Origin of the sequence: Psychroflexus montanilacus, assembly GCF_020164535.1 — a bacterium.
Taxonomy (GTDB): Bacteria; Bacteroidota; Bacteroidia; order Flavobacteriales; family Flavobacteriaceae; genus Psychroflexus; species Psychroflexus montanilacus.
Genome location: NZ_JAIQZC010000002.1, coordinates 1 through 20,774 on the forward strand (window position 1 = coordinate 1; position 20,774 = coordinate 20,774).

Here is a 20,774-nt window from a genome sequence, read left to right on the forward strand (position 1 = left end):
AAAACAGAAGTTAAATCTACTTTACCTCTGTGTTAACCTTACTCCAATACCTCAATTAGCGGGGTGCAAAATTACAACTCTTTCCCACTACCAACCAAACTTTTTTGAAGGTTTTTTTGAGATAATTCATAACTCACACAACTCCTTTCTATTAGAGCAAAAAAATAATGGCAGGCTGTGAAAAATTGATTAAAAAAAAAGACTTTGGCTTGGTTGATATTATTAATTTATAAACTTGCAATATGAATTGGGATTTAATAGTCATGTCAATAATGTATGCTTTTGCGGGCATCATGCATTTTATAAAACCAAAGGCTTATATAAAAGTAATGCCCAGGTATCTAAAAGCAAGAAAATCTCTTGTACTACTTTCAGGAGTCTTTGAAATTGCTCTGGGTGTTGGTTTATTATTTGATGCCACAAGAAGCATTTCTGCTTTAGGCATCATATTGATGCTTATTGTTTTCTTACTCGTACATTTTAATATGCTACGTGGTAAAAAATATGCAGTTGGAGTCCCTAGGTGGGTTTTGATTTTAAGAATACCACTTCAATTTGTATTAATTTGGTGGGCATACCTATATATATAATAAGATGGAAAAGGAATTTACAGAAAGAGAGTTAGATAGAATTATAGAGATGGCCTGGGAAGACAGAACACCATTTGAAGCTATAGAATTTCAATTTGGTGTTACAGAAAAGGAAGTCATTAAAATCATGCAGAAAGAAATGAAGCCTTCAAGTTTTAGGATGTGGCGCAAACGCGTTCAAGGAAGGGCTACAAAACACAGAAAGTTGAGGAAACACTCCATGAAAAAGTTTAAATCTTCCAGACAAAAGCAGATTACTCAAAACAAAATATCCAAGCGTTAAGAGTAAATATCGTTTAGAATTACTGCCAGACGAATTCCTGCTTTTTTCATTTGAGTTTTTGCAACTCCAAACCAGTCGTACATATATCTGTAACTTAAATTCTCATCGAGATCCGCAGATTTGTAAACCTTTCTAGTCAGTTCTCTATTCTCCTCTACCCAATCTAAGAGTGTTCCTGATTTTATGGATTCAATTTCAGACTTACTAAGTTCTGGCAAGTTGTCGGTAAGCTCTGTATAACTCATGTTATAACTTTCTATCATTTGAGTATCCCAGACTCTATGGAGGTTACTTGGTTTATTGAACCACTTGACTTTAAAATCGTTTGCTCCTTTATCTTCTTTTAGACCAAAATGCAGTGGCTGGTGCATATCCCCCACCAAATGTATGAGCATCCTCAAATAGAACTGCTCTTTTTCCAGGTTCAATTCACCTGATTTCAATTGTTGGATACATTCTTCAATCCCAGAAACGATGTCCCCTTGCGGGTTTTTTTTTGCTTGAGAATAAGTTTGATCAAAAGGAATATTGGCATAATGCCAAGGCTTATATTGGTCATAAGCTCTATCACTTTTAATCTCATCCGCATAAGTTGATGCGTCTGCAATAGATTGACCATTTAAGATCTTATCTATCTTTTTTCTAGCTTTGGATTTAATATGCTGATTTGCCGTTTCACCGACAATACGGTGGCCATTTTGCCCCCAATCCTCTGAGGCTAATAATGTTTGAGAAAGTATCAGAAAAACTAGTATGTATTTCATGTTTAATTTTTTTCAAATATAAATGGAAATGTATAAAGTGAACGTATAGCCTTCAGTAAATTCTTAATATAAACGCCGTATTAATCTTACTAAAAATTATAAACTTACAATCGAAACTCTTTAATTTGAGCAGTATTAAATTCAATCTAAAAGAAAATGATAAAACTTGTTTGTAGCGACATCGATGGAACCTTACTAAATGCTGAACGTGAGCTTTCTGAGAAAACAATTTCTGAAATTGGAAAATTAAAAGACAAATTACCTATTGTTCTTATTTCTGCTAGAATGCCTTCTGCGATGAGATATTTACAAAAGCAGCTAGATATTACTAAAAACCCTTTTGTCGCCTATAATGGAGGGCTTATTTGTATAAATAACATAATAAAACAGAGCACAACAATTCCTATTGAGCTTGTAAAGGAGATTGTAAATCATAATACGGATAATTTACACCTCAGTCTTTATAACAATGACGACTGGTACGTCCCTCACCTGGACCATTGGGCTAAAAGAGAGATCAATAACACCAAAGTAAATCCTACTGTTAAAACGAATGCTGAAGTACTTGAACTATGGAAACCTAAGCAAATAGGAGCACATAAAATCATGTGTATGGGTGATGCTGAGTTAATTGGAAAATTCTATGATGAACTTGCTGAAAGATTCCCCCAAGATCTCCACCTCTACAGGTCTAAGGATACTTACATTGAAATTGCTCCTAAACAAATTTCAAAACGTTCTGCTATTGAGTTTTTAATCTCTTCTGAATTTAATTTTGAAATGAATGAGGTGATGAGTTTTGGGGATAATTATAACGATATTGAAATGCTAAAGACATCGGGGAAAGGCCTAGCTGTAAGCAATGCCAGAGAAGAGGTTAAACGTGCGGCCGATGAAACTATTGGACACGCCAAAGAAGATGGTGTAGCTGAATTTCTAAAACTTTATTTTAAAAATCAATAAGCCATAAAAATTGCTAATAATTTTTACTTTTACGCTCTAAATTTTAAAAATGGATCGAAGTCCGCTATTCACAAACGACGCTGTAGTTCTTGGGATACTTATGCTTTGCATAGCGTTGATTTTTTATACTTCCAGCATAAAAAGTGGTTTTTGGAATAAATTCTATAAGGTAGTTCCTGCGCTACTAATGTGCTATTTAATTCCTGCCATTTTCAATTCATTCAATATTATAAGCGACTCGACATCAAATCTATATTTTGTAGCGAGTCGTTATTTCTTACCCGCTTCATTGGTTTTGATGACCTTGAGTATAGATTTAAAAGCAATCAAAAACTTAGGATTCAAAGCCCTGCTTATGTTTCTTACAGGTACTGTTGGAATAGTCATAGGTGGACCTATAGCAATTATATTAATTTCGTTTTTTTCTCCAGAAACTGTCGGAGGTGTTGGTCCTGATGCGGTTTGGAGAGGATTATCCACACTTGCCGGGAGCTGGATTGGCGGAGGAGCCAATCAAGCGGCAATGCTAGAAATCTTTCAATATAATCCTGAAAAATACGGCGGTATGGTACTAGTTGATATTGTAGTCGCCAATCTTTGGTTGGCTATCATCTTACTTGGTATTGGAAGATCTGAGAAGATCGATAAATGGTTGAAAGCCGACAACTCCGCTATAGAAGAATTGAAAGAAAAAGTGTCTACCTATACCAAAAGCGTTTCCAGAACACCAGAGCTTAAAGACTATATGATAATGCTTGGTCTTGCTTTTGTTGCCGTTGGCTTTTCGCATTGGGCTTCTGAACACATATCTGATTTTTTATTGGCAAATTTTGAAGTCTTTAGCGATAAAACTTCAGCTTTAGCCTCTTTTTCATCTACTTTTTTCTGGATGATTACTATTGCCACAGCTTTTGGGGTAGGTTTATCCTTTACAAAAGCTAAGTCTTATGAAGGCACAGGAGCCAGTAAAATTGGCAGTATTTTTATTTACTTTTTGGTAGCTACCATAGGGATGAAAATGGATCTTGCAGCAGTATTTGAAAATCCAGGATTAATTGTTATTGGACTCGTATGGATGAGTATACATGCTGGATTACTAATTTTGGTTGCAAAACTAATAAAAGCACCTTATTTTTTCCTGGCTGTTGGAAGCCAAGCCAATGTTGGCGGAGCTGCCTCTGCTCCAGTAGTTGCTTCTGCGTTTCATCCCTCACTTACAAGTGTTGGCGTTTTACTTGCAGTTTTTGGTTATGTAGTTGGAACCTACGCAGCTTTAGGCTGTACAATATTAATGGAAATATCATCAAACTTATAACAAACCCACGTACATGAAAAATCTTCTATCTATCGTTATTATTATCTTCATCTTAGCATCTTGTCAAAAAGAAAAAGAGAATTTATTTATTAAAGGAGATATTGCTGGTCTCAAAAAGGGAACCGTTTATCTTCAAAAGATTGGAGATTCCAGCCTGGTAAATATAGATTCAATTCAAATCTCAGGATCTTCAGAATTTGAATTCAACACATATCTTGAAGAACCACAGTTGTTGTTCATTGAGCTTGAAAGGAACAATGGTGAAGATTATGCAGAGTTGATTAACTTTTTTGCTGAACCTGGAGAAATATCCCTAAGTACGTCTTTGAAGAATTATGGAATGGATTTGGAAATTATTTCTGAATTTGAAAACCAGCAAAAACTTGAGGAATATGGTAAGGTTGTCAAGCGATTCAATGATGAGAAATTAGAATTAATACAGGCAAACTTTGAAGCCAGCAAATCGCAGGACGAAGCGAGAATAGACAGCATCAATGATAAGTACAATTCCATTTTGAGAAGGAAATACCTGTATACCGTCAATTTTGCTCTAAACAACAAAAATCTGGAAGTTTCACCATATGTAATCCTTTCTGAAGCGTTTGATGCGAATGTGAAGTATTTGGATACCGTTTATAGCTCATTAGAAAAGCCAATTCAAAAATCACTGTACGGTAAGCAGTTGAAAGAACTGATTGAGGATAGAAAAAAGAATGATGAAGAAACAGTAAAAACTGAAGTTATTGATAGTCTCCCAGAGGCTTAAGCAATAACTTCAGTATGAATTAATTTAAAGATTGTTGAGTCTTTCTATAAACTCATCAGCCTTTTTATTCATAGACTCTCTTACAGATTTGAGGTGCTTACCTCTATTTTCAGTGTCTTTTTTGTTGATTTGCTCTATAAGTTGATCAAATTCTGCAATGATATCATCTACAAGTTGTTCAGTTTTTGAAGTTGAATCGTCTGAATTTGCTTCCTGATTGATTAATGCTCCGTCGATAATTTCACCGAAACGGTCATTCAAATCTTTTTTTAGTTCCTTTTTACTAGCCATTTTATAAAAATTAAATTTTGGCAAAAGTAAACTAATTTTAAAACTAAATACTGATTTCTAAAAGTTTGGTCGATTTTGATTCTAACCTAAGATGGTTAAGGCTTGCTGGAATAAGCAAAGTTTCTCTTGAAGACACGAAATATTTTTCATCTCCACAGTCTAAAATAGCATCTTTAGCTCCTACGTTCATTAAGATAACAAATGAATCTAAACCTGAATAATCTAAGTTTACACTCCCTTTTACCTCTAGATAGTTGGTCTTAAAATAAGGTGTATCCACTAGCAGGACTTTAGAATTAAGTTTTGACTTATAGGGAATTTTATAGTCAACTTTTCGGCTGAAATCGATAGCGTTAAGCGCTAAGTCTGTGTGCAATTCTCTGGTGTTTCCATCTGCATCTTTCCTGTTCCAGTCGAAAATACGATAAGTGATATCTGATGTTTGTTGAATTTCAGCTAACAAAACTCCAGCTCCAATAGCATGAACTAAGCCAGGTTTTATAAAAAAAGCGTCGCCTTCTTTTACTTCAAATGAATTTAACGCAGATTCTAAATCATCTTCGCTAAGCAACTTCTGGTACTTATCAATGCTTATGGAATCTTTGAAATCAACAATCAATTTAGCGTTTTTATCAGTTTCAATAATGTACCACATTTCAGTTTTACCAAAACTTTGGTGACGCTTTTTGGCCAGTTGATCGTCTGGATGTAGTTGAACCGATAGATTTTCTTTGGCTTCAATGAATTTAATCAGGATAGGAAATTCATCCTGAAAGCGATCATAGACAGATTGACCCATAAGTTCTCCCTTAAATTTATGGATAAGTTGTTGTAAATTTTGACCCTTAAACTCGCCATTTAAAACAACAGAAGTTTGCTCTTTAAGACTACTCAACTCCCAGCTTTCACCTATTTTATGATGTCCTAAGTTTGTTTGAGATTTGGAGTGCAACTTTTGGCCTCCCCAAATTTTTTCTTTAAGAATAGGTTGAAACTTAAGTGGATATAGCATTAATCCAGCTTTTTAATAGCATTTAAAGCTTTTTTCATGTGCTTTGATGCATCCAGACTATTAAACTTGAACATAACCTTTCCATTGGCATCAATGACAAATGTTTCTCTGCCGGGAACTAAGCCTAATAGACTTTTCTTGATTCCAAACTTTTTTCTTACTCTTCCATTTGCATCAGAAAGCAAAATAAAGGGTAGGTTATATTTTTTGGAGAATTTGGAGTGAGATTTCTCTGAATCGTTGCTGATGCCTATCACTTCAGCCCCAGCCTCTTGAAAGTCTTCATAACTATCTCTAAAACTACAGGCCTCTTTGGTACAACCAGGAGTAAAATCTTTTGGGTAGAAATATATGACAACTGGTTTTTTTCCAACTACATCTTCAGAATTGAATGTGTTTCCATGCTGATCTTTAAGCTCAAATTGAGGGATCTTCTCACCTTTTTCTATTGACATCTTATTCTCCTTTATAGGTTACAAAATTTCTTGGTGTTTCATAGAGCGTGATTTCAAGCTCATGATCTTCCTTCAGCTTAGACTTTAATTTATTCCAAATCACGACAGAAATATTTTCTGCTGTGGGGTTCAGATTTTCAAATTCAGGCACTTGTTCATTCAAATTTTTATGATCAAAAGCGTCTTCAACTTCAGATTTAATAAGGTCTTTCAAAATTTTCACATCCATGACATAGCCTGTTTCCGGATCAATATCACCAGTAACTGATGCTATAAGTTCATAATTGTGCCCATGATAATGTGGATTATTACATTTTCCAAAAACCGCTTCATTCTTATCAAAATCCCAATCCTTTCTATATAATCTGTGCGCAGCATTGAAGTGAGCTTTACGATGTACTGTTACTTTCATATTCTTAAATTGAAGATTTTACCATTTCACTTTTATGCTTCTCAAAAATAATCTTAAACCATTCTGTGTATTTCTTAGGATGCGCTTTGATATCAGCCTCAATATCTTCTAACTTCATCCACTTCCAGTCATTCACTTCTTCTGGGTTTGGGTTTGGTTCTTCATTGTACTCTCCCACTAAAATGTAGTCGTATTCGTGCTCAGTTAACCCGTTGTCAAAAGGAGCCTTATAAATGAATGAGATGGTTTCCTGTAGCTCTGTAGAAAAGCCCATTTCTTCATACAAGCGACGTTTGCCTGCTTCTATATTAGATTCATCAAGTCGCTGATGGCTGCAACATGTATTCGTCCATAAACCTGGTGTATGATATTTGGTCAATGCACGCTGCTGAAGCATCAATTCATTTTTAGAATTATAAATGAAAACTGAAAAAGCACGATGGAGTCTGGCTTTTTCATGCGCTTCTATTTTTTCCATGGTTCCTAGCGGATTGTCGTTTTCATCCACTAAAATCACATAATTTGTACCCGTTTCTGTCATAATCTCAAAAGTACAAAATAACTTGAATTTCGATGCAAATAAGAATAGCACCTTCGTTGAAAAGATGCTATTTATGAATTATTTAGTAATTGACCTATTCACTTTAGAATCGTTCTTCACCACGAAGTCCTACCACAAATGCACCATCAACACCCTGATTTCTTAATTGAATTTTATATTCATCAGCTTCCTTTCTGGTGCTGAATATCGATGAAAAATAGCGTTTATACCCATCGTCATAAACATGGCTAAACACGTTTTCTACCTTATCAAATTTGACATCAGATGATGCACCAAAAGCGCCAATCTGAACAGTATAAACTTCTTCAGTTGAATTTTGAAAGTCATAAAAAGAAGTCTCAGAACTGGCTTTTTTATTTGTTTTTGGGGCCTTAGCCTTTTCTTTTTCTGAAGCGATCAATTCTTTTCGTATGTCTTCTGGAGTTTCATTTTCATTTAAAATAATGAATTCCGATCTACGGTTTAAGGCATGTTCTTCCTCAGAACAATCTACGCCGTTGGAACACCTATTGACCAACTGTGTTTCTCCGTAACCTCTTCCAGAGATTCTACTGCTACTTATTCCAGATTTATCTACAATGTAGTCTTTGGTAGCAGTTGCTCTTTTATCTGATAAAATTTTATTGTAAGCATCACCTGCTCTACTATCTGTATGAGATCTTACATCTATTCTCATTTCCGGATAAGACTTCATTACAGCGATAATTTTCTGTAACTCGACTTCAGCATCTGGACGAATTTGAAACTTATCAATATCGAAATAAATTGGGTCTAGTTGAAGTAACTGACTTAAGTCGTCTCCTTTATCTGCCTTAGTAACCCCAAGTTCATCTCCTTGTTCTGCATTAAAGTCTAGTTCATTTTCAGTTGCAAAATCTGAATTGGTTTTAACTAACTCTTCAATAGTTGCAAAACCATCTTTGGAAACCCTTACCACATATCGGGTATCACAATCCACTTCAAATTGATAAAACCCTTCAGAATTGGTAGTGGTGGATTGAAGTAAATTCAAATCCTCATCAAAAAGTTCAACTTTAGCATCACTCAAGGCTTCTTCACCATTTGCTGTAAAGATCTTACCATTTAAAACCTGAGAGCAGGCAGTCATCAATTTTTCGAGTTGAGTGACTTCGTACAAATTATCATTGGATTCGGTGTCTCCTCTATTGGAAGCAAAGAAACCTTTTTTTAAATCTGAATTAATAATAAAGCTGAAATCATCTTTATTGCTATTTATAGGTCTTCCCAAATTAAAAACTTCACCCAAATCGCCGTTATCTTTGATAACAGCAACAAAAACATCCAATCCTCCTAGACCTAAATGACCATCTGAAGAAAAATAAAGTAAATTGTCTTTACTTATAAATGGAAAACTCTCACGTCCTTCTGTATTGATTAGATCGCCTAAATTTTCTGGCTCACTATAAGTGTTATTTCCTAAGATTTCTACTCTAAAAATATCAGACATACCACGCGTCCCTTCCATATCGGAGGAGAAGTACAGCGTTTTGTCATCATTGCTTAAAGCAGGATGAGCAACAGAATAGTTGTCACTGTTGAACGGTACTTCCTGTGGTTTGGACCACGTATTATCTGCTGTCAGTTTCGAACGAAAAAGTTTCAAATAACTAACACCATCTTCACCTCTGTTTAATTTATTACCAGAAAAATTATTTCTTGTAAAGTAAACAGTTTTCCCATCACTAGTAAAGGCAGCGGAAGATTCATGGAATTTAGAATTCAGCTCTTCAGAAAAATTCGTGGGCTGAGACTCAATTTCCAAAGAATCTGAAAGATTAACTGTATATAAATTGAGATAAGGCTGGTTATTCCATTCGTGAACTCTTTTTACTGAAGAGGACACTGGCCTATTGGAAGCAAAAATAAGTTGATCAGAATAAAATGAAGGTGAAAATTCTGAATATTCTGAATTAATAGAAAGCTTATTGATTTCGAATCTACCCGACTGCATATCGATAAGCTCTAAATAGTTACGTTCTTTTTTAAGTTTAGAAACTCGGCTGTCATTATCATTTAAGGCATCAAACTCTAACATAATTTGATCTGACTTATCGTATTGCTTTGCACTTTTTAAGGACTGCGCATAACGAAAAAGATATTCCTTGGGAAGATTAGAATTCAGATCATAAAGCTTTTGATACCACTCCAAAGCTTTTTCCTGGTCATTGTTGAAATAATAAGAATCTCCAAGTTTTTTGAAAAGGTTTTCAGATTTATATCCACTTTTAGCCACTTCGAGGTAAATCTTCTGAGCATCAATAAAGGCGTAACCTTCAAACATCTTGTCGGCTTCCTTCAATCTATCCTCTTGGGCATTTACCAGGCACGAAATAAGAATGGCAAATAAAAAAAAGGTATGTTTAAAATTCAATTTCATGTGTTTAGAAAAATCTGGGGGTGTACATTCTTTTGTACTTTTTAAATAATTCAAATCTTGCAAAAAACTCAAGCGATCCATCATTATAATTCGTTAATGTTGAAGTATCTCTATCGTAGGCAATTCCCATTAGAATCGAATCACTTACTTGAAAAGCAAAAAGACCCGAGAAGTTTGAATTTAATCGATAAGCAGCTCCTAATGTAAATTTATCATTAATTAAAAAATTAGATGACAATTCTGCCAATAAAGGTGCACCACTTACGTGCCTGACTAATATAGAGGGCTTGAACTTCAACATCGGATTGATATCAAAAACCAGTCCAGCAGTCAAATAATAATGTAATCTATCTGTCACTGTAGCATCTGCTACTGAATTATCTGAGAATCTATCGTTTCTAAGCAGGGCTGGAACACTTAAACCAACAAAATATTGATCATTATAAAGCAAAGCCCCAAGTCCTACTTGAGGTGAGAATTTGTTTTCAATATTATTTAAAAATTCAACATCTGCAGGTTCTAGTCGATTCAAATCGTTAAAATCAACGTTCAGCATATTCACCCCAGCGTTAAGGCCAAAAGATAATTTGGTATATCTTGAAACCTCAATAGCATAACTGTAGACTGCATTGATGTCTGTTTCCTGAGTTACCCCTATTCTATCATTCACAATGTTTAATCCTAATCCCATTTTCCCATCGCGTATCGGTGAGTGTGCAGATAGTGTCTGGGAAGCTGGTCCACCATCAAAACCTAACCACTGAGACCTGTGCAACACAGCTGCACTAAAGACATCTCTAGACCCCGCGTAAGCAGGGTTGATAGTCATGGTATTGTACATGTATTGAGTAAAGTTTGGATCTTGCTGAGCTAAAGTGGTGTTGCACCACAGAAGCAGCAAAGTCAGTAAACTCATATATAGAAATCGACATTGAGTCATCATTCAGTATTAATTTAAATGTAAGTATCCGTTTCTTCTCATGGCTTCACCTATTCTATTTACGTAATTCAAAATATAAAAGTAAGTTCCAGGTGGTAGTCGCTTATCCTTTTGAATCGTAATATTCCCATCACTAAAACCGTCAAACCTGACGCTTCCATTATCATATCCTTCGGCATCATATACCTTAACACCTTGCCTGTTAAAAATTTGCACTGAATTGTTAGGATAATTTTCAATTCCCCTGATGAAGAAACGATTCAATTGATTGCCTTCTGAGCCAACAGCATTGAAAATTTGTATATCATCAATAAAGAATCCATCTACGTCAGAATTTGTACTTTCACCAGTAACTACCAATGTTGTCGTTGGATCTGATCCTTCTGTTTGTGTCACATTAGTTGGAAAGTCGTTATCATTTGTGTCAATTTTTGAAACGGTCTCACCTGCTAAAACTTCAATGGACCAATCTCCATCAATATTAGTTTCAGTCTGAAGTTCGGTTCCTGCAGCATCAGTAATAAAGATGCGCACATTCGAAATTCCATCTTCATCAGCATCCTGTGTACCATTACCATTGTCATCATAATAAAGCTTACCTGTCAAATTCCCGGTTGTTTCCTCAACAAAGAATCCATCTACATCAAATCCATTGGCATTGGAGCCTATAAAAATTGTGGTAGGGTTAGTTCCTTGAGTTTGCACTGCTCCTTCTGGGAAATTAGGATCATTTTCATTAATAAAGGATGTAGTTGAACCTATAGTTACCGATGCAAACCATTGACCGTTCTCGTCTGTAGTAAGTGTTTGAATACTGCCATCAGACTCCTCTATTTCTACTTCAATATTTGCTATACCTGGCTCTCCAGGATCTTGTGTGCTATTATTGTTTTCATCCAGGTATAAAATTCCACTTAAAATACCAGACTGATTTTCTGTAAAGAAACCGTCAGGCTCTTCAGAAAGTTCGTCTCCAGCATTCACTTCAGTTGTAGTTGGGTTATCTCCCTGTGTTTGAGTCGCACCTTCTGGGAAATTCGGATCATTTACGTCTATGGTCGATGTTACAGAACCTTCAGCAACCTGAGCAGTCCAGTCTCCATTGGCATCTGTAATTAAATTTTGAGTAATGTTATCTCCATCAACTACTTGGACCAAAACATTAGGCATATCCGGTTCATCATTATCTTGAATACCATTGTTATTATTATCAAAATATAAGTGACCTGAAAGAAGCCCAGTAATACTTGGGTCTTGAACAAAGAATCCGTCGTTGTCTGATTGAGTTGTTGCATTTCCAACTACAAAAGTTAACGTTGGATCTGTGCCTTCGGTTTGAACCGCTCCCTGAGGGAAATCTGGATCCTGTTGATCGATGTTTGAAAAGGTGTTTCCAGCAGGAACTTCTATAGACCAATCTCCATTTACATCTGTAGTAAGCAAAGTGACATTATTAAAGACATCAATAATCTCAACATCAACATCTGGCATATCTGGCTCACCGACATCTTGTGTACCATTTCCATTATCATCAAAATAGAGATGACCAGTTAGAGTTCCTGTAAGACTTGGGTCTGGAATAAAAAATCCATCATCTTCTGAAAAAGTAGTATTCCCTACCGTTACAAAGGTTGTAGTTGGATCGGTTCCTTCTGTTTGAACTGCTCCCGCAGGAAAGTTAGAATCTTGTTGATTAATATCTGAAATTGTATTTCCAGCTGGAACTTCTATAGACCAGTTTCCGTTAGCATTTGTCACTACTGAAGAAGTATCTCCAAACACATCGGTTATCGTCACTTCAACATCATTTAAATCTGGCTCACCAGTATCTTGATTGCCATTCCCGTTTGTGTCTATATAAAGATGACCTGTGAGTGTCCCCAAAAGCTCTGGATCCGAGATGAAAAATCCATCATTATCCGACAAAACAGTTTCATCCTGTGGTACAAAAGTAAGCGTTGGATCTGTTCCTTCAGTTTGTATTGCACCAGCTGGAAAATCTGGATCCTGCTGGTCTATATTAGAAAAGGTATCGCCAGCAGGAACGGTGATTGACCAATCACCATTGGCATCTGTAGTAAGAATCGTAACGTTATTAAATACATCTATAATTTCTACATCCACATTAGGCATATCTGGTTCTCCAATTTCCTGAATTCCATTTCCATTGGTATCAAAGTACAAATGTCCTAACAAGGTACCCTCCAGACTGGGGTCTGGAACAAAAAACCCATCCAAATCTGAAAGTGTAGTTTCATCTGCAACAACAAAGGTAAGAGAAGGATCTGTACCTTCAGTCTGTATGGCTCCAGTTGGAAAATCAGGATCTTGCTGATCAATATTTGAAAATGTATTACCAGCTGGAACTTCAATAGACCAATCTCCATTAACATCTGTTTCCAGAAGCGTCACATCACCAAAAACGTCTATAATTTCGACATCTACATTTGGCATATCAGGTTCGCCTATATCCTGCGTTCCATTGCCATTGGTGTCAAAATAAAGATGCCCCTCTAAAACTCCAACCAAAGAAGGGTCATTTAAGAAAAAACCATCGTTATCTGATAATATAGTAGTATCAGCAGGAACAAAAGTGGTCGTAGGGTCTGTCCCTTCAGTTTGAACCGCTCCAACAGGAAAATCAGGATCGCTTTGAAGAATATCTGAAGTTGTATTTCCAGAGGGAACTTCAATAGACCAATCCCCATTAGCATCAGTTTCCAAAATAGTAACGTTTCCAAAGGTATCTGTAATTTGAACATCAATATTGGGCAGGTCAGGCTCACCAGAATCCTGGGTTCCATTACCATTGGTGTCTATGTACAAGTGCCCTAACAAGGTACCTTCCAGTTCTGGATCCACTTCAAAAAATCCGTCATTATCAGACAATGTATCAGAACCTGCAACAACCAAAGTTAGAGTTGGATCTGTACCCTCGGTTTGAACCGCTCCCTGAGGGAAATCTGGATCCTGTTGATCTATATTTGAAAAGGTATTACCAGCTGGAACTTCGATCTCCCAATCACCGTTTATATCTGTCTCGAGGATGGTTACATTTCCAAAGGAGTCAATAATTTCAACATCTACATCTGGCATATCTGCTTCTCCAACGTCCTGAGTCCCGTTTCCATTTTCATCAAAGTACAGATGACCTCTTAAGATTCCTGATCCAAGATAGCCGTCAAATTCTTCATAAGTCTGGCCGTTAACAACTTCTGTTGTTGTTGGATTGGTTCCATCTGTTTGTGTAGCTCCAATTGGAAAGCCTGCTGCAGTTTCATCAATCAGAGAGACTGTAGTACCTTCAGGAACTCTTGTACTCCATGCTCCATTTCCGTCAGTTACCAGATTAATAGTATCTCCCTGAGATGTTGTCACTTCCACAGGAATGTTTGCTATTCCAGGCTCTCCAGGATCTTGATTTCCACTTCCATTATCATCAAAATAAACAATTCCAGAGAGTATTCCCGATTCAAAAAAACCATCATTTTCTGTAAATGTTACTTCACCATTAGGAATTGTATGCGTAGAGGGATTGGTCCCTTCAGTTTGAAAAGCTCCTGTAGGAAAGTCTGCATCAGATTCATCAATATTCACTTCCACAGGACCAAATAAAACAGTAGCCTGCCAGTCTCCTTCAGAATCTGTTGTGACTGTCTGGTTATTACCATATTGATCGGTTACTAACACATCTACATCTGGCATGTCCAGCTCCAGAGAGTCTTGAACACCATTACCATTGGTATCAAAATATAGATGACCAGTAGCGTCACCCTGAAAAGCAAATCCTTTTGTTTCTGCCTGTACTGTATCGTTTGCAATAACAAGCACAGTACTCGGATCTGTTCCTTCAGTTTGCAAGAACCCTGCATCCAAGCTTGTTGCATCCATAATGAGAGTAGCAGTACCTTCGACTACCTGTGCGGACCATATTCCATCAGAGTCTGTAGGCGTAGTCTGACCATTCCCATTGGCGTTTACAATAATTACACGCACACCTTCCAATCCAGGTTCTCCAGAATCTCTGGTACCATTTCCATTAAAATCTGCATAAATAAGACCTTCAACTACGCCAGAAGAACTTAGCGTTTGCATGAGTTCGTCAAAAGGACTAGGCAGATAGGATCTTTCTTCTTGAGCTGTGGCTAAAGAGGTTTGAAAAAACACTATCAATAAGAATATAATAGATGAAGTAGTTATTCTCATGTAGTTGATAATTTAACACAAATATATATTAAAGATTTCAAAGTTTTTTGATTTTATTAAGCAAAAATCATCAATAAATAGGTCAATATGATTGATTTCAGCACATAAAAAATTAAATTTGCCGCATGAAGATAAATAAGGAAATCAATCGCCGAAGAACCTTCGGTATTGTCTCACACCCAGATGCTGGTAAAACGACTTTAACAGAGAAACTACTTTTATTTGGAGGTGCCATCCAGGAAGCAGGTGCCGTAAAATCCAATAAAATTAAAAAAACAGCTACCAGTGATTTTATGGAAATTGAACGTCAGCGTGGTATTTCTGTAGCCACTTCCGTACTGGGTTTTGAATACAAAAACATAAAAATCAATATACTAGACACTCCTGGTCACAAGGATTTTGCTGAAGACACCTTTAGAACCCTTACTGCTGTAGACAGTGTCATCGTTGTCATTGACGTTGCTAAAGGGGTGGAAGAGCAAACCGAAAAACTCGTCAAGGTTTGCCGAATGCGTAACATTCCTATCATCGTTTTCATCAATAAAATGGATAGAGAGGGTAAAGATGCTTTTGAACTCCTTGATGAAATTGAGCAAAAATTAGGCCTTCACGTCACCCCATTAAGCTTCCCTATCGGGATGGGTTATGACTTCAAAGGCATTTATAACATCTGGGAAAAGAATGTCAATTTGTTTACTGGTGATCCCAAAAAAGATATCGAAGAAACCGTGAAGGTAAGCGACTTATCTACAGGCGAAATTGATGAACTTATTGGCACAGATTCAGCAGATACCCTGAGAGAGGAACTTGAACTGGCACAAGGCGTTTACCCAGAGTTTGATATCGACCAATACAAACGTGGTGAATTGCAACCTGTGTTTTTTGGATCGGCTTTAAATAATTTTGGAGTTCGTGAGTTACTGGATTGCTTTATAAGCATTGCTCCTCCTCCAAGACCAAAACAAAGTGATATTCGAGAAATAAGGCCAGAAGAAGATAAATTCACAGGATTTGTCTTTAAAATTCACGCCAATATGGATCCCCGCCACAGAGACCGACTTGCTTTTGTGAAGGTGGTTTCAGGAAAGTTTGAAAGAAACAAACCTTACCTGCATGTCCGTAGTAATAAAAATCTGAAATTCTCCAGTCCTAACGCCTTTTTTGCAGAACGTAAGGAAATCGTGGACGAGATGTTTCCTGGTGATATCGTAGGCCTTCATGATACGGGAACCTTCAAAATTGGCGATACGCTTACCGAGGGTGAAATCCTTCAGTATAAAGGTATTCCTAATTTCTCACCAGAGCATTTTAGATACATCAACAATGCAGATCCCATGAAGTCTAAGCAGCTCAACAAAGGTATTGAACAATTGATGGATGAAGGAGTTGCACAACTGTTCACCCTGGAACTTAATAACCGTAAAATCATTGGGACTGTGGGCGCCCTTCAATACGAAGTGATTCAATACAGGTTAGAACACGAGTACGGAGCCAAATGTTCTTACGAAAATATCAATGTTCACAAGGCCTGCTGGATAGAGCCCGATGACCCAAAAAGTGAAGAGTTCAAAGAATTTAAACGCGTCAAGTCGAAGTTTCTAGCCAAAGACAAATCAGATCAGTTGGTATTTCTCGCCGATTCAGAATTTTCTTTACAGATGACTCAGCAAAAATATCCTAACATTACCTTTCACTTTACGTCAGAGTTTTAAAGGTTTTGGAGCCAGGAACCTGCTTTCCGCGTCAAGTCCTCCCCCCAAAGCATTGGGGGTTGCGGGCTTTCTGCTGCAATCAGGGCTAAGACAACCTACACTTAAGAAGTAAGATTTCTTTTTTGTTCATCATAAAATACATAAGCAGAAGCATAATAGGCTAAAATGCCGAGTATAGGTAAAATCCAAATTATAGATAAGAATATAACTTTATCCATCAATTTCTTCTGAACTAAAAGTATGTGAAAAGATGAAATAATGTTTAATCCTAGCAAGGACAAAAGGAAAATGTGAATCAGGGGTTCTGGTAATAGTAGGTCCATAAGCTTTATTGATTTGAAGTCATTAACATTATTAATAATTGCTAAATATATACAATAAATGCTATGTCATTTAAATATTAATGTAAATTTTTATTTATTGCTTTTATTTTTTTAAATGCTGTTTCGAATCTGGATAAATTTTATGTGTGAATCACGGTCTTTTATACAAAAAAAAAGCTCCTGATTCCTCAGGAGCTTTTTATATAGTAGTAATCGGTTTTGTGTTATTCAATATATCCTTTCTCACGCATCCAATCATCATTAAACATTTTTCCAACGTACCGGCTTCCATGATCATGAAATAAAACAACCACCACATCATCTTTTTTGAAATGCTCTTTCAGCTGTAAAAGCCCTTTGACTGCTGCTCCTGCTGAGTTTCCCAAAAACATACCTTCTTCTTTAGCTAATTTTTGAGTGTATACCGCAGCGTCTTTATCGGTCACTTTAGTAAAGCCATCAATACCATCAAACCTTACATTTAGGGGTAAGATGTCTTCGCCGATGCCTTCAGTGACATAAGGGTAGATTTCATTTTCATCAAATTCACCTGTTTCATGGTATTTTTTAAACACAGAACCGTAGGTGTCGATACCCCATACTTTAATATCTGGGTTCTTCATTTTCAAATAACTGCTTACTCCGGATATGGTTCCTCCTGTTCCAACGCCAACTACAAAATGAGTAATCTTTCCATCAGTTTGTTCCCAAATTTCAGGTCCCGTCGTCTTGAAATGTGCTTTACAATTAGAGGGGTTATCATACTGGTTTACGTACCAGGAATTTGGTGTCTCTTTCGCCAACCTAGCCGAAGTAGAATAATAAGATCTTGGATCATCGGGGGCCACATCTGTTGGGCACACATGAACTTGACAACCCACAGCTCTTAAGATATCCATCTTCTCCTTACTTTGCTTATCACTTAAGACACAAACGACTTTGTAACCTTTTACAATAGCGACCAAAGCCAACCCCATTCCTGTGTTCCCAGAGGTCCCTTCTATGATCGTTCCACCTGGCTTTAAAGCTCCACAGGCTTCAGCATCTTCTATCATTTGCAAAGCCATTCTGTCTTTTACAGAATTTCCCGGGTTGAAGGTTTCGTACTTGGCCAGTACTAAAGCATCGATGTCTTCAACTATTTTATTCATTTTCACCATTGGTGTGTTACCAATTGTTCCAATGATATTTTCAGCGTAATCCATAGTTTTTATTTAATGCGGCAAAGATAAAAAAAGTAAAACTCAAAAACGGTATGATTGGCTTTAGACTAATTCCAATCTTGTCTATTCAAATTTTATAGCCTTAACAGGAGAAATTTTGGTGATAATGATAGAAGGTATCAAAAGCATCAACACACAAAGCAATAAAGTACCTATATTGATAATAAGGATGTAATCCAGGCTTAAATAGATGGGGGCTTCAGAAACGTAATAGGTCTCTGGGTTCAAAGGAATAACTTTCAAGAACTTTTGGATCAATAAAATTGAAATTCCAATAAGGTTCCCCCAGAACAAACCTTTAAAAATTAAAAAACCAGCATTGTAAAGAAATATTTTTCGAATTGACCAATCTGTTGCTCCCAAAGCTTTCAAAATGCCTATCATTTGTGTGCGTTCCAAAATCAGCACCAGCAAAGCGGTAATCATATTAATCCCAGCCACCAAAATCATGATGCCTATGATCAAAATAATATTGAAATCAAACATTTTGAGCCATTCAAAAATGGAAGGATATAATTCGATGATAGTGCTGGCGTTTAAAAAAGAGTCGACCTCCTCGTATACCTTATAACCCACTTCCTGAATTTCTGAAAAATCCTCTACAAATAATTCAAACTGCCCAATCTGATGGTCCTCCCAGTTATTTAATCGTTGAATTTGCTTGAGGTCGCCAATGATGTAGGTCTCGTCAAATTCTTTAAAGCCCGAATCAAAAATCCCAGAAATCGTTAAGCCAACCGATCTTGGCAAACGGTCCTGGTCTTCACGTAGAAAATATACAATCAATTTATCACCAACTTTAAACCCTAAACGATTGGCTAAATAATTAGAAATTAAAACTTCTCTGCTTATCTTTTTGTCAAAAACAGGGAGCTTCCCTTCCACAAGGTACTCTTCCAGATATTCCCAGCGGTAATTCTCCTCTACACCTTTGACAACAATACCTTCGAAGTCAGTTTCCGTTCTGACAATACCGTATTTAGTAGCTACTTTTTGTATGTGTTCTATCTCAGGAATGCCAGAGAATTCTGGATAAAAATCCTGTTTTATTGTTACAGGGTTTTGAGTAATGGTAGATTGGTTATTGGAAAAATTATTGATCACAATATGACCATTGAATGCTGCAATTTTTTCTCTAATCTTATTTTGAAGTCCAAAGCCAGTGCTAATCGCTATAAACATCATGATAATACCGATAGCTATCGCTGAAATAGCAATTTTAATTATCGGAGCCGATATGTTACTTTTATGATCGGTTTTGGTGACTAGCCGTTTGGAAATAAAATATTCAAAATTCAAGCTGACATATGATTTTAAAGAGGTTCAAAAATACAGTTTATTTTATTCTTTTGGTATGTATTTCTTGCTCTGCGCAACAAGCAGAAATTAATACATATAACAGTCTAGGCGTAGGCGCCAACCGCACAGAATCCTACTTAGAATTTCTTGAAGGTAAAAACGTAGGGATAGTTGGTAACCAAACTTCGGTTATTTTCACTTCTGAAACTGATTACGTTCACCTGGTCGATTCCCTTCTGAACCGTAACATCAAGATTAAAAACGTATTTGCGCCAGAACATGGTTTCCGTGGAACCGCAGATGCTGGTGAACTCATAAAAGATGGCATAGATACCAAAACAGGCATTCCGATCATTTCACTATACGGTAATCAAAAAAAACCAAAAGAAGAACATCTAAAAGGTATCGACATCATGGTGTTTGACATTCAAGATGTAGGAGCACGATTTTACACTTACATTTCTACGCTGCATTACATCATGGAGGCCTGTGCAGAACAGGATATACCTTTGCTTATCTTGGACAGGCCCAACCCCAATGGTCATTTTATAGACGGTCCAGTTTTGGAAGACGAATTTAAAAGTTTTGTGGGGATGCATCCGGTTCCTGTTGTTCATGGATTAACCATTGCTGAATATGCTCAGATGATCAATGGAGAAGAATGGCTAAAGGACGGAATCCAGTGCCAATTAGAAATTATTGACATGAGAGGCTATTCTCCACAATTAACTTATGATTTACCCATAAAGCCTTCACCCAACCTCCCCAATGCCAAGTCCGTCAACTTATATCCGAGTTTATGTTTTTTTGAAGGCACCAATGTGAATGCGGGTCGAGGAACAACTATGCAGTTTCAGGTGTTTGGTTCACCATTTTTGGATGCTTCACTCTTTGATTTTAAATACACACCAAAATCTATGGATGGCGCTAAATACCCAAAACACGAGAATCAACTTTGTTATGGAAAGAATCTTCAAAATCATAGCGATCTCGATTATCTTAATTTGGACTGGTTGCTTCAGGCGTATCATCACACCCAGGACCAGGATTCATTTTTCAACGATTTTTTTAATAAACTGGCAGGAAATTCAAATTTGCAGGAGCAAATTCAGCAGGGAAAAACAGCAGAAGAAATAAGAAAAAGCTGGCAAACTGACCTGAACAACTACAAAGCCAAAATCAAACCGTATTTACTCTATGAGAGAGGAATCCACTAGCTCCTCGCAAGAATGGAGACTTTACTTTTCTTGTTATATTAAA

Annotated in this window: 19 protein-coding genes; 7 read left to right on the forward strand and 12 right to left on the reverse strand. The window is 36.7% G+C overall.

What is annotated here, in order from left to right; translation table 11 throughout:
- Positions 1 to 242: 242 nt before the first annotated feature.
- Together LB454_RS06755 and LB454_RS06760 are read left to right on the forward strand one after the other, a co-directional pair.
- Entirely contained in the window at positions 243 to 590 is a 348-nt protein-coding gene (locus LB454_RS06755) for a DoxX family protein (protein ID WP_224463882.1), read from the forward strand.
- Positions 591 to 594: 4 nt separating this feature from the next.
- A complete protein-coding gene (locus tag LB454_RS06760) occupies positions 595 to 873 on the forward strand; it encodes a TIGR03643 family protein (protein WP_224463883.1) in 279 nt (92 codons plus the stop codon).
- On the opposite strand, the gene LB454_RS06765 is transcribed toward LB454_RS06760, so the two are convergent.
- The gene (locus LB454_RS06765) at positions 870 to 1,637 is read right to left on the reverse strand and encodes a S1/P1 nuclease (RefSeq protein ID WP_224463884.1); all 768 of its coding nucleotides are present in this window, start codon (positions 1,635 to 1,637) and stop codon (positions 870 to 872) included. The genes LB454_RS06760 and LB454_RS06765 overlap by 4 nt on opposite strands.
- A gap of 156 nt (positions 1,638 to 1,793) precedes the next feature.
- Here LB454_RS06765 and LB454_RS06770 point away from each other — a divergent pair, with 156 nt between their 5' ends.
- Genes LB454_RS06770 through LB454_RS06780 form a run of 3 tightly spaced genes read left to right on the forward strand, consistent with a single transcriptional unit; the run spans position 1,794 to position 4,681 of the window.
- Complete coding sequence (locus tag LB454_RS06770; protein ID WP_224463885.1) at positions 1,794 to 2,600, forward strand: HAD family hydrolase; 807 nt, start codon at positions 1,794 to 1,796, stop codon at positions 2,598 to 2,600.
- 49 nt (positions 2,601 to 2,649) lie between these two features.
- Positions 2,650 to 3,915 carry a DUF819 family protein gene (locus LB454_RS06775; protein WP_224463886.1) on the forward strand — a complete coding sequence of 422 codons (1,266 nt, stop codon included), beginning with the start codon at positions 2,650 to 2,652 and terminating at the stop codon, positions 3,913 to 3,915.
- 13 nt (positions 3,916 to 3,928) lie between these two features.
- A complete protein-coding gene (locus LB454_RS06780; protein ID WP_224463887.1) occupies positions 3,929 to 4,681 on the forward strand; it encodes a DUF4369 domain-containing protein in 753 nt (250 codons plus the stop codon).
- A gap of 24 nt (positions 4,682 to 4,705) precedes the next feature.
- On the opposite strand, the gene LB454_RS06785 is transcribed toward LB454_RS06780, so the two are convergent.
- The 8 genes from LB454_RS06785 to LB454_RS06820 form a co-directional block, all read right to left on the reverse strand.
- Positions 4,706 to 4,972 carry a hypothetical protein gene (locus tag LB454_RS06785; protein ID WP_224463888.1) on the reverse strand — a complete coding sequence of 89 codons (267 nt, stop codon included), beginning with the start codon at positions 4,970 to 4,972 and terminating at the stop codon, positions 4,706 to 4,708.
- 43 nt (positions 4,973 to 5,015) lie between these two features.
- Positions 5,016 to 5,984 carry a type I phosphomannose isomerase catalytic subunit gene (locus LB454_RS06790; protein WP_224463889.1) on the reverse strand — a complete coding sequence of 323 codons (969 nt, stop codon included), beginning with the start codon at positions 5,982 to 5,984 and terminating at the stop codon, positions 5,016 to 5,018.
- Positions 5,984 to 6,439, reverse strand: coding sequence for a peroxiredoxin (locus LB454_RS06795; protein WP_224463890.1), 456 nt, complete (start codon positions 6,437 to 6,439; stop codon positions 5,984 to 5,986). Before LB454_RS06795 ends, LB454_RS06790 begins: the two co-directional genes overlap by 1 nt.
- Before the next feature lies 1 nt (position 6,440).
- The gene (locus LB454_RS06800) at positions 6,441 to 6,851 is read right to left on the reverse strand and encodes a 6-pyruvoyl trahydropterin synthase family protein (RefSeq protein WP_224463891.1); all 411 of its coding nucleotides are present in this window, start codon (positions 6,849 to 6,851) and stop codon (positions 6,441 to 6,443) included.
- A gap of 4 nt (positions 6,852 to 6,855) precedes the next feature.
- Positions 6,856 to 7,392, reverse strand: coding sequence for an isopentenyl-diphosphate Delta-isomerase (idi, locus tag LB454_RS06805; protein WP_224463892.1), 537 nt, complete (start codon positions 7,390 to 7,392; stop codon positions 6,856 to 6,858).
- Positions 7,393 to 7,495: 103 nt separating this feature from the next.
- Positions 7,496 to 9,811: an OmpA family protein gene (locus LB454_RS06810; protein ID WP_224463893.1), complete on the reverse strand. Its 2,316-nt coding sequence runs from the start codon at positions 9,809 to 9,811 to the stop codon at positions 7,496 to 7,498.
- A 4-nt stretch (positions 9,812 to 9,815) separates the two neighbouring features.
- A complete protein-coding gene (locus LB454_RS06815; RefSeq protein ID WP_224464317.1) occupies positions 9,816 to 10,751 on the reverse strand; it encodes a PorP/SprF family type IX secretion system membrane protein in 936 nt (311 codons plus the stop codon).
- Positions 10,752 to 10,760: 9 nt separating this feature from the next.
- The gene (locus LB454_RS06820; RefSeq protein ID WP_224463894.1) at positions 10,761 to 14,957 is read right to left on the reverse strand and encodes an SdrD B-like domain-containing protein; all 4,197 of its coding nucleotides are present in this window, start codon (positions 14,955 to 14,957) and stop codon (positions 10,761 to 10,763) included.
- Positions 14,958 to 15,082: 125 nt separating this feature from the next.
- Here LB454_RS06820 and LB454_RS06825 point away from each other — a divergent pair, with 125 nt between their 5' ends.
- Entirely contained in the window at positions 15,083 to 16,669 is a 1,587-nt protein-coding gene (locus LB454_RS06825) for a peptide chain release factor 3 (RefSeq protein WP_224463895.1), read from the forward strand.
- 101 nt (positions 16,670 to 16,770) lie between these two features.
- Here LB454_RS06825 and LB454_RS06830 read toward each other — a convergent pair whose 3' ends face one another.
- From LB454_RS06830 to LB454_RS06840, 3 genes are all read right to left on the reverse strand, one after another.
- On the reverse strand, positions 16,771 to 16,992 hold the full coding sequence (locus LB454_RS06830) for a hypothetical protein (protein WP_224463896.1): 222 nt from the start codon (positions 16,990 to 16,992) through the stop codon (positions 16,771 to 16,773).
- A 224-nt stretch (positions 16,993 to 17,216) separates the two neighbouring features.
- On the reverse strand, positions 17,217 to 18,197 hold the full coding sequence (locus tag LB454_RS06835; RefSeq protein WP_224463897.1) for a PLP-dependent cysteine synthase family protein: 981 nt from the start codon (positions 18,195 to 18,197) through the stop codon (positions 17,217 to 17,219).
- Positions 18,198 to 18,278: 81 nt separating this feature from the next.
- Positions 18,279 to 19,514 (reverse strand): ABC transporter permease, encoded by a 1,236-nt coding sequence (locus LB454_RS06840; RefSeq protein ID WP_224463898.1) that lies wholly within the window; start codon positions 19,512 to 19,514, stop codon positions 18,279 to 18,281.
- An 8-nt stretch (positions 19,515 to 19,522) separates the two neighbouring features.
- Between LB454_RS06840 and LB454_RS06845 the strand changes: the two genes are divergently transcribed.
- The gene (locus LB454_RS06845) at positions 19,523 to 20,731 is read left to right on the forward strand and encodes an exo-beta-N-acetylmuramidase NamZ family protein (protein ID WP_224463899.1); all 1,209 of its coding nucleotides are present in this window, start codon (positions 19,523 to 19,525) and stop codon (positions 20,729 to 20,731) included.
- Positions 20,732 to 20,774 lie beyond the last annotated feature (43 nt).

What these genes read in the sequence shown, in the direction of transcription:
- LB454_RS06810 (WP_224463893.1), bottom strand. Translation starts at nt 9,811, where the DNA reads ATGAAATTGAATTTTAAACATACCTTTTTTTTATTTGCCATTCTTATT.
- LB454_RS06790 (WP_224463889.1), bottom strand. Translation starts at nt 5,984, where the DNA reads ATGCTATATCCACTTAAGTTTCAACCTATTCTTAAAGAAAAAATTTGG.
- LB454_RS06845 (WP_224463899.1), top strand. Translation starts at nt 19,523, where the DNA reads ATGATTTTAAAGAGGTTCAAAAATACAGTTTATTTTATTCTTTTGGTA.
- LB454_RS06770 (WP_224463885.1), top strand. Translation starts at nt 1,794, where the DNA reads ATGATAAAACTTGTTTGTAGCGACATCGATGGAACCTTACTAAATGCT.
- LB454_RS06830 (WP_224463896.1), bottom strand. Translation starts at nt 16,992, where the DNA reads ATGGACCTACTATTACCAGAACCCCTGATTCACATTTTCCTTTTGTCC.
- LB454_RS06765 (WP_224463884.1), bottom strand. Translation starts at nt 1,637, where the DNA reads ATGAAATACATACTAGTTTTTCTGATACTTTCTCAAACATTATTAGCC.
- LB454_RS06820 (WP_224463894.1), bottom strand. Translation starts at nt 14,957, where the DNA reads ATGAGAATAACTACTTCATCTATTATATTCTTATTGATAGTGTTTTTT.
- LB454_RS06815 (WP_224464317.1), bottom strand. Translation starts at nt 10,751, where the DNA reads ATGACTCAATGTCGATTTCTATATATGAGTTTACTGACTTTGCTGCTT.
- LB454_RS06775 (WP_224463886.1), top strand. Translation starts at nt 2,650, where the DNA reads ATGGATCGAAGTCCGCTATTCACAAACGACGCTGTAGTTCTTGGGATA.
- LB454_RS06760 (WP_224463883.1), top strand. Translation starts at nt 595, where the DNA reads ATGGAAAAGGAATTTACAGAAAGAGAGTTAGATAGAATTATAGAGATG.
- LB454_RS06795 (WP_224463890.1), bottom strand. Translation starts at nt 6,439, where the DNA reads ATGTCAATAGAAAAAGGTGAGAAGATCCCTCAATTTGAGCTTAAAGAT.
- LB454_RS06755 (WP_224463882.1), top strand. Translation starts at nt 243, where the DNA reads ATGAATTGGGATTTAATAGTCATGTCAATAATGTATGCTTTTGCGGGC.
- LB454_RS06785 (WP_224463888.1), bottom strand. Translation starts at nt 4,972, where the DNA reads ATGGCTAGTAAAAAGGAACTAAAAAAAGATTTGAATGACCGTTTCGGT.
- LB454_RS06825 (WP_224463895.1), top strand. Translation starts at nt 15,083, where the DNA reads ATGAAGATAAATAAGGAAATCAATCGCCGAAGAACCTTCGGTATTGTC.
- LB454_RS06780 (WP_224463887.1), top strand. Translation starts at nt 3,929, where the DNA reads ATGAAAAATCTTCTATCTATCGTTATTATTATCTTCATCTTAGCATCT.
- LB454_RS06800 (WP_224463891.1), bottom strand. Translation starts at nt 6,851, where the DNA reads ATGAAAGTAACAGTACATCGTAAAGCTCACTTCAATGCTGCGCACAGA.
- LB454_RS06835 (WP_224463897.1), bottom strand. Translation starts at nt 18,197, where the DNA reads ATGGATTACGCTGAAAATATCATTGGAACAATTGGTAACACACCAATG.
- idi (WP_224463892.1), bottom strand. Translation starts at nt 7,392, where the DNA reads ATGACAGAAACGGGTACAAATTATGTGATTTTAGTGGATGAAAACGAC.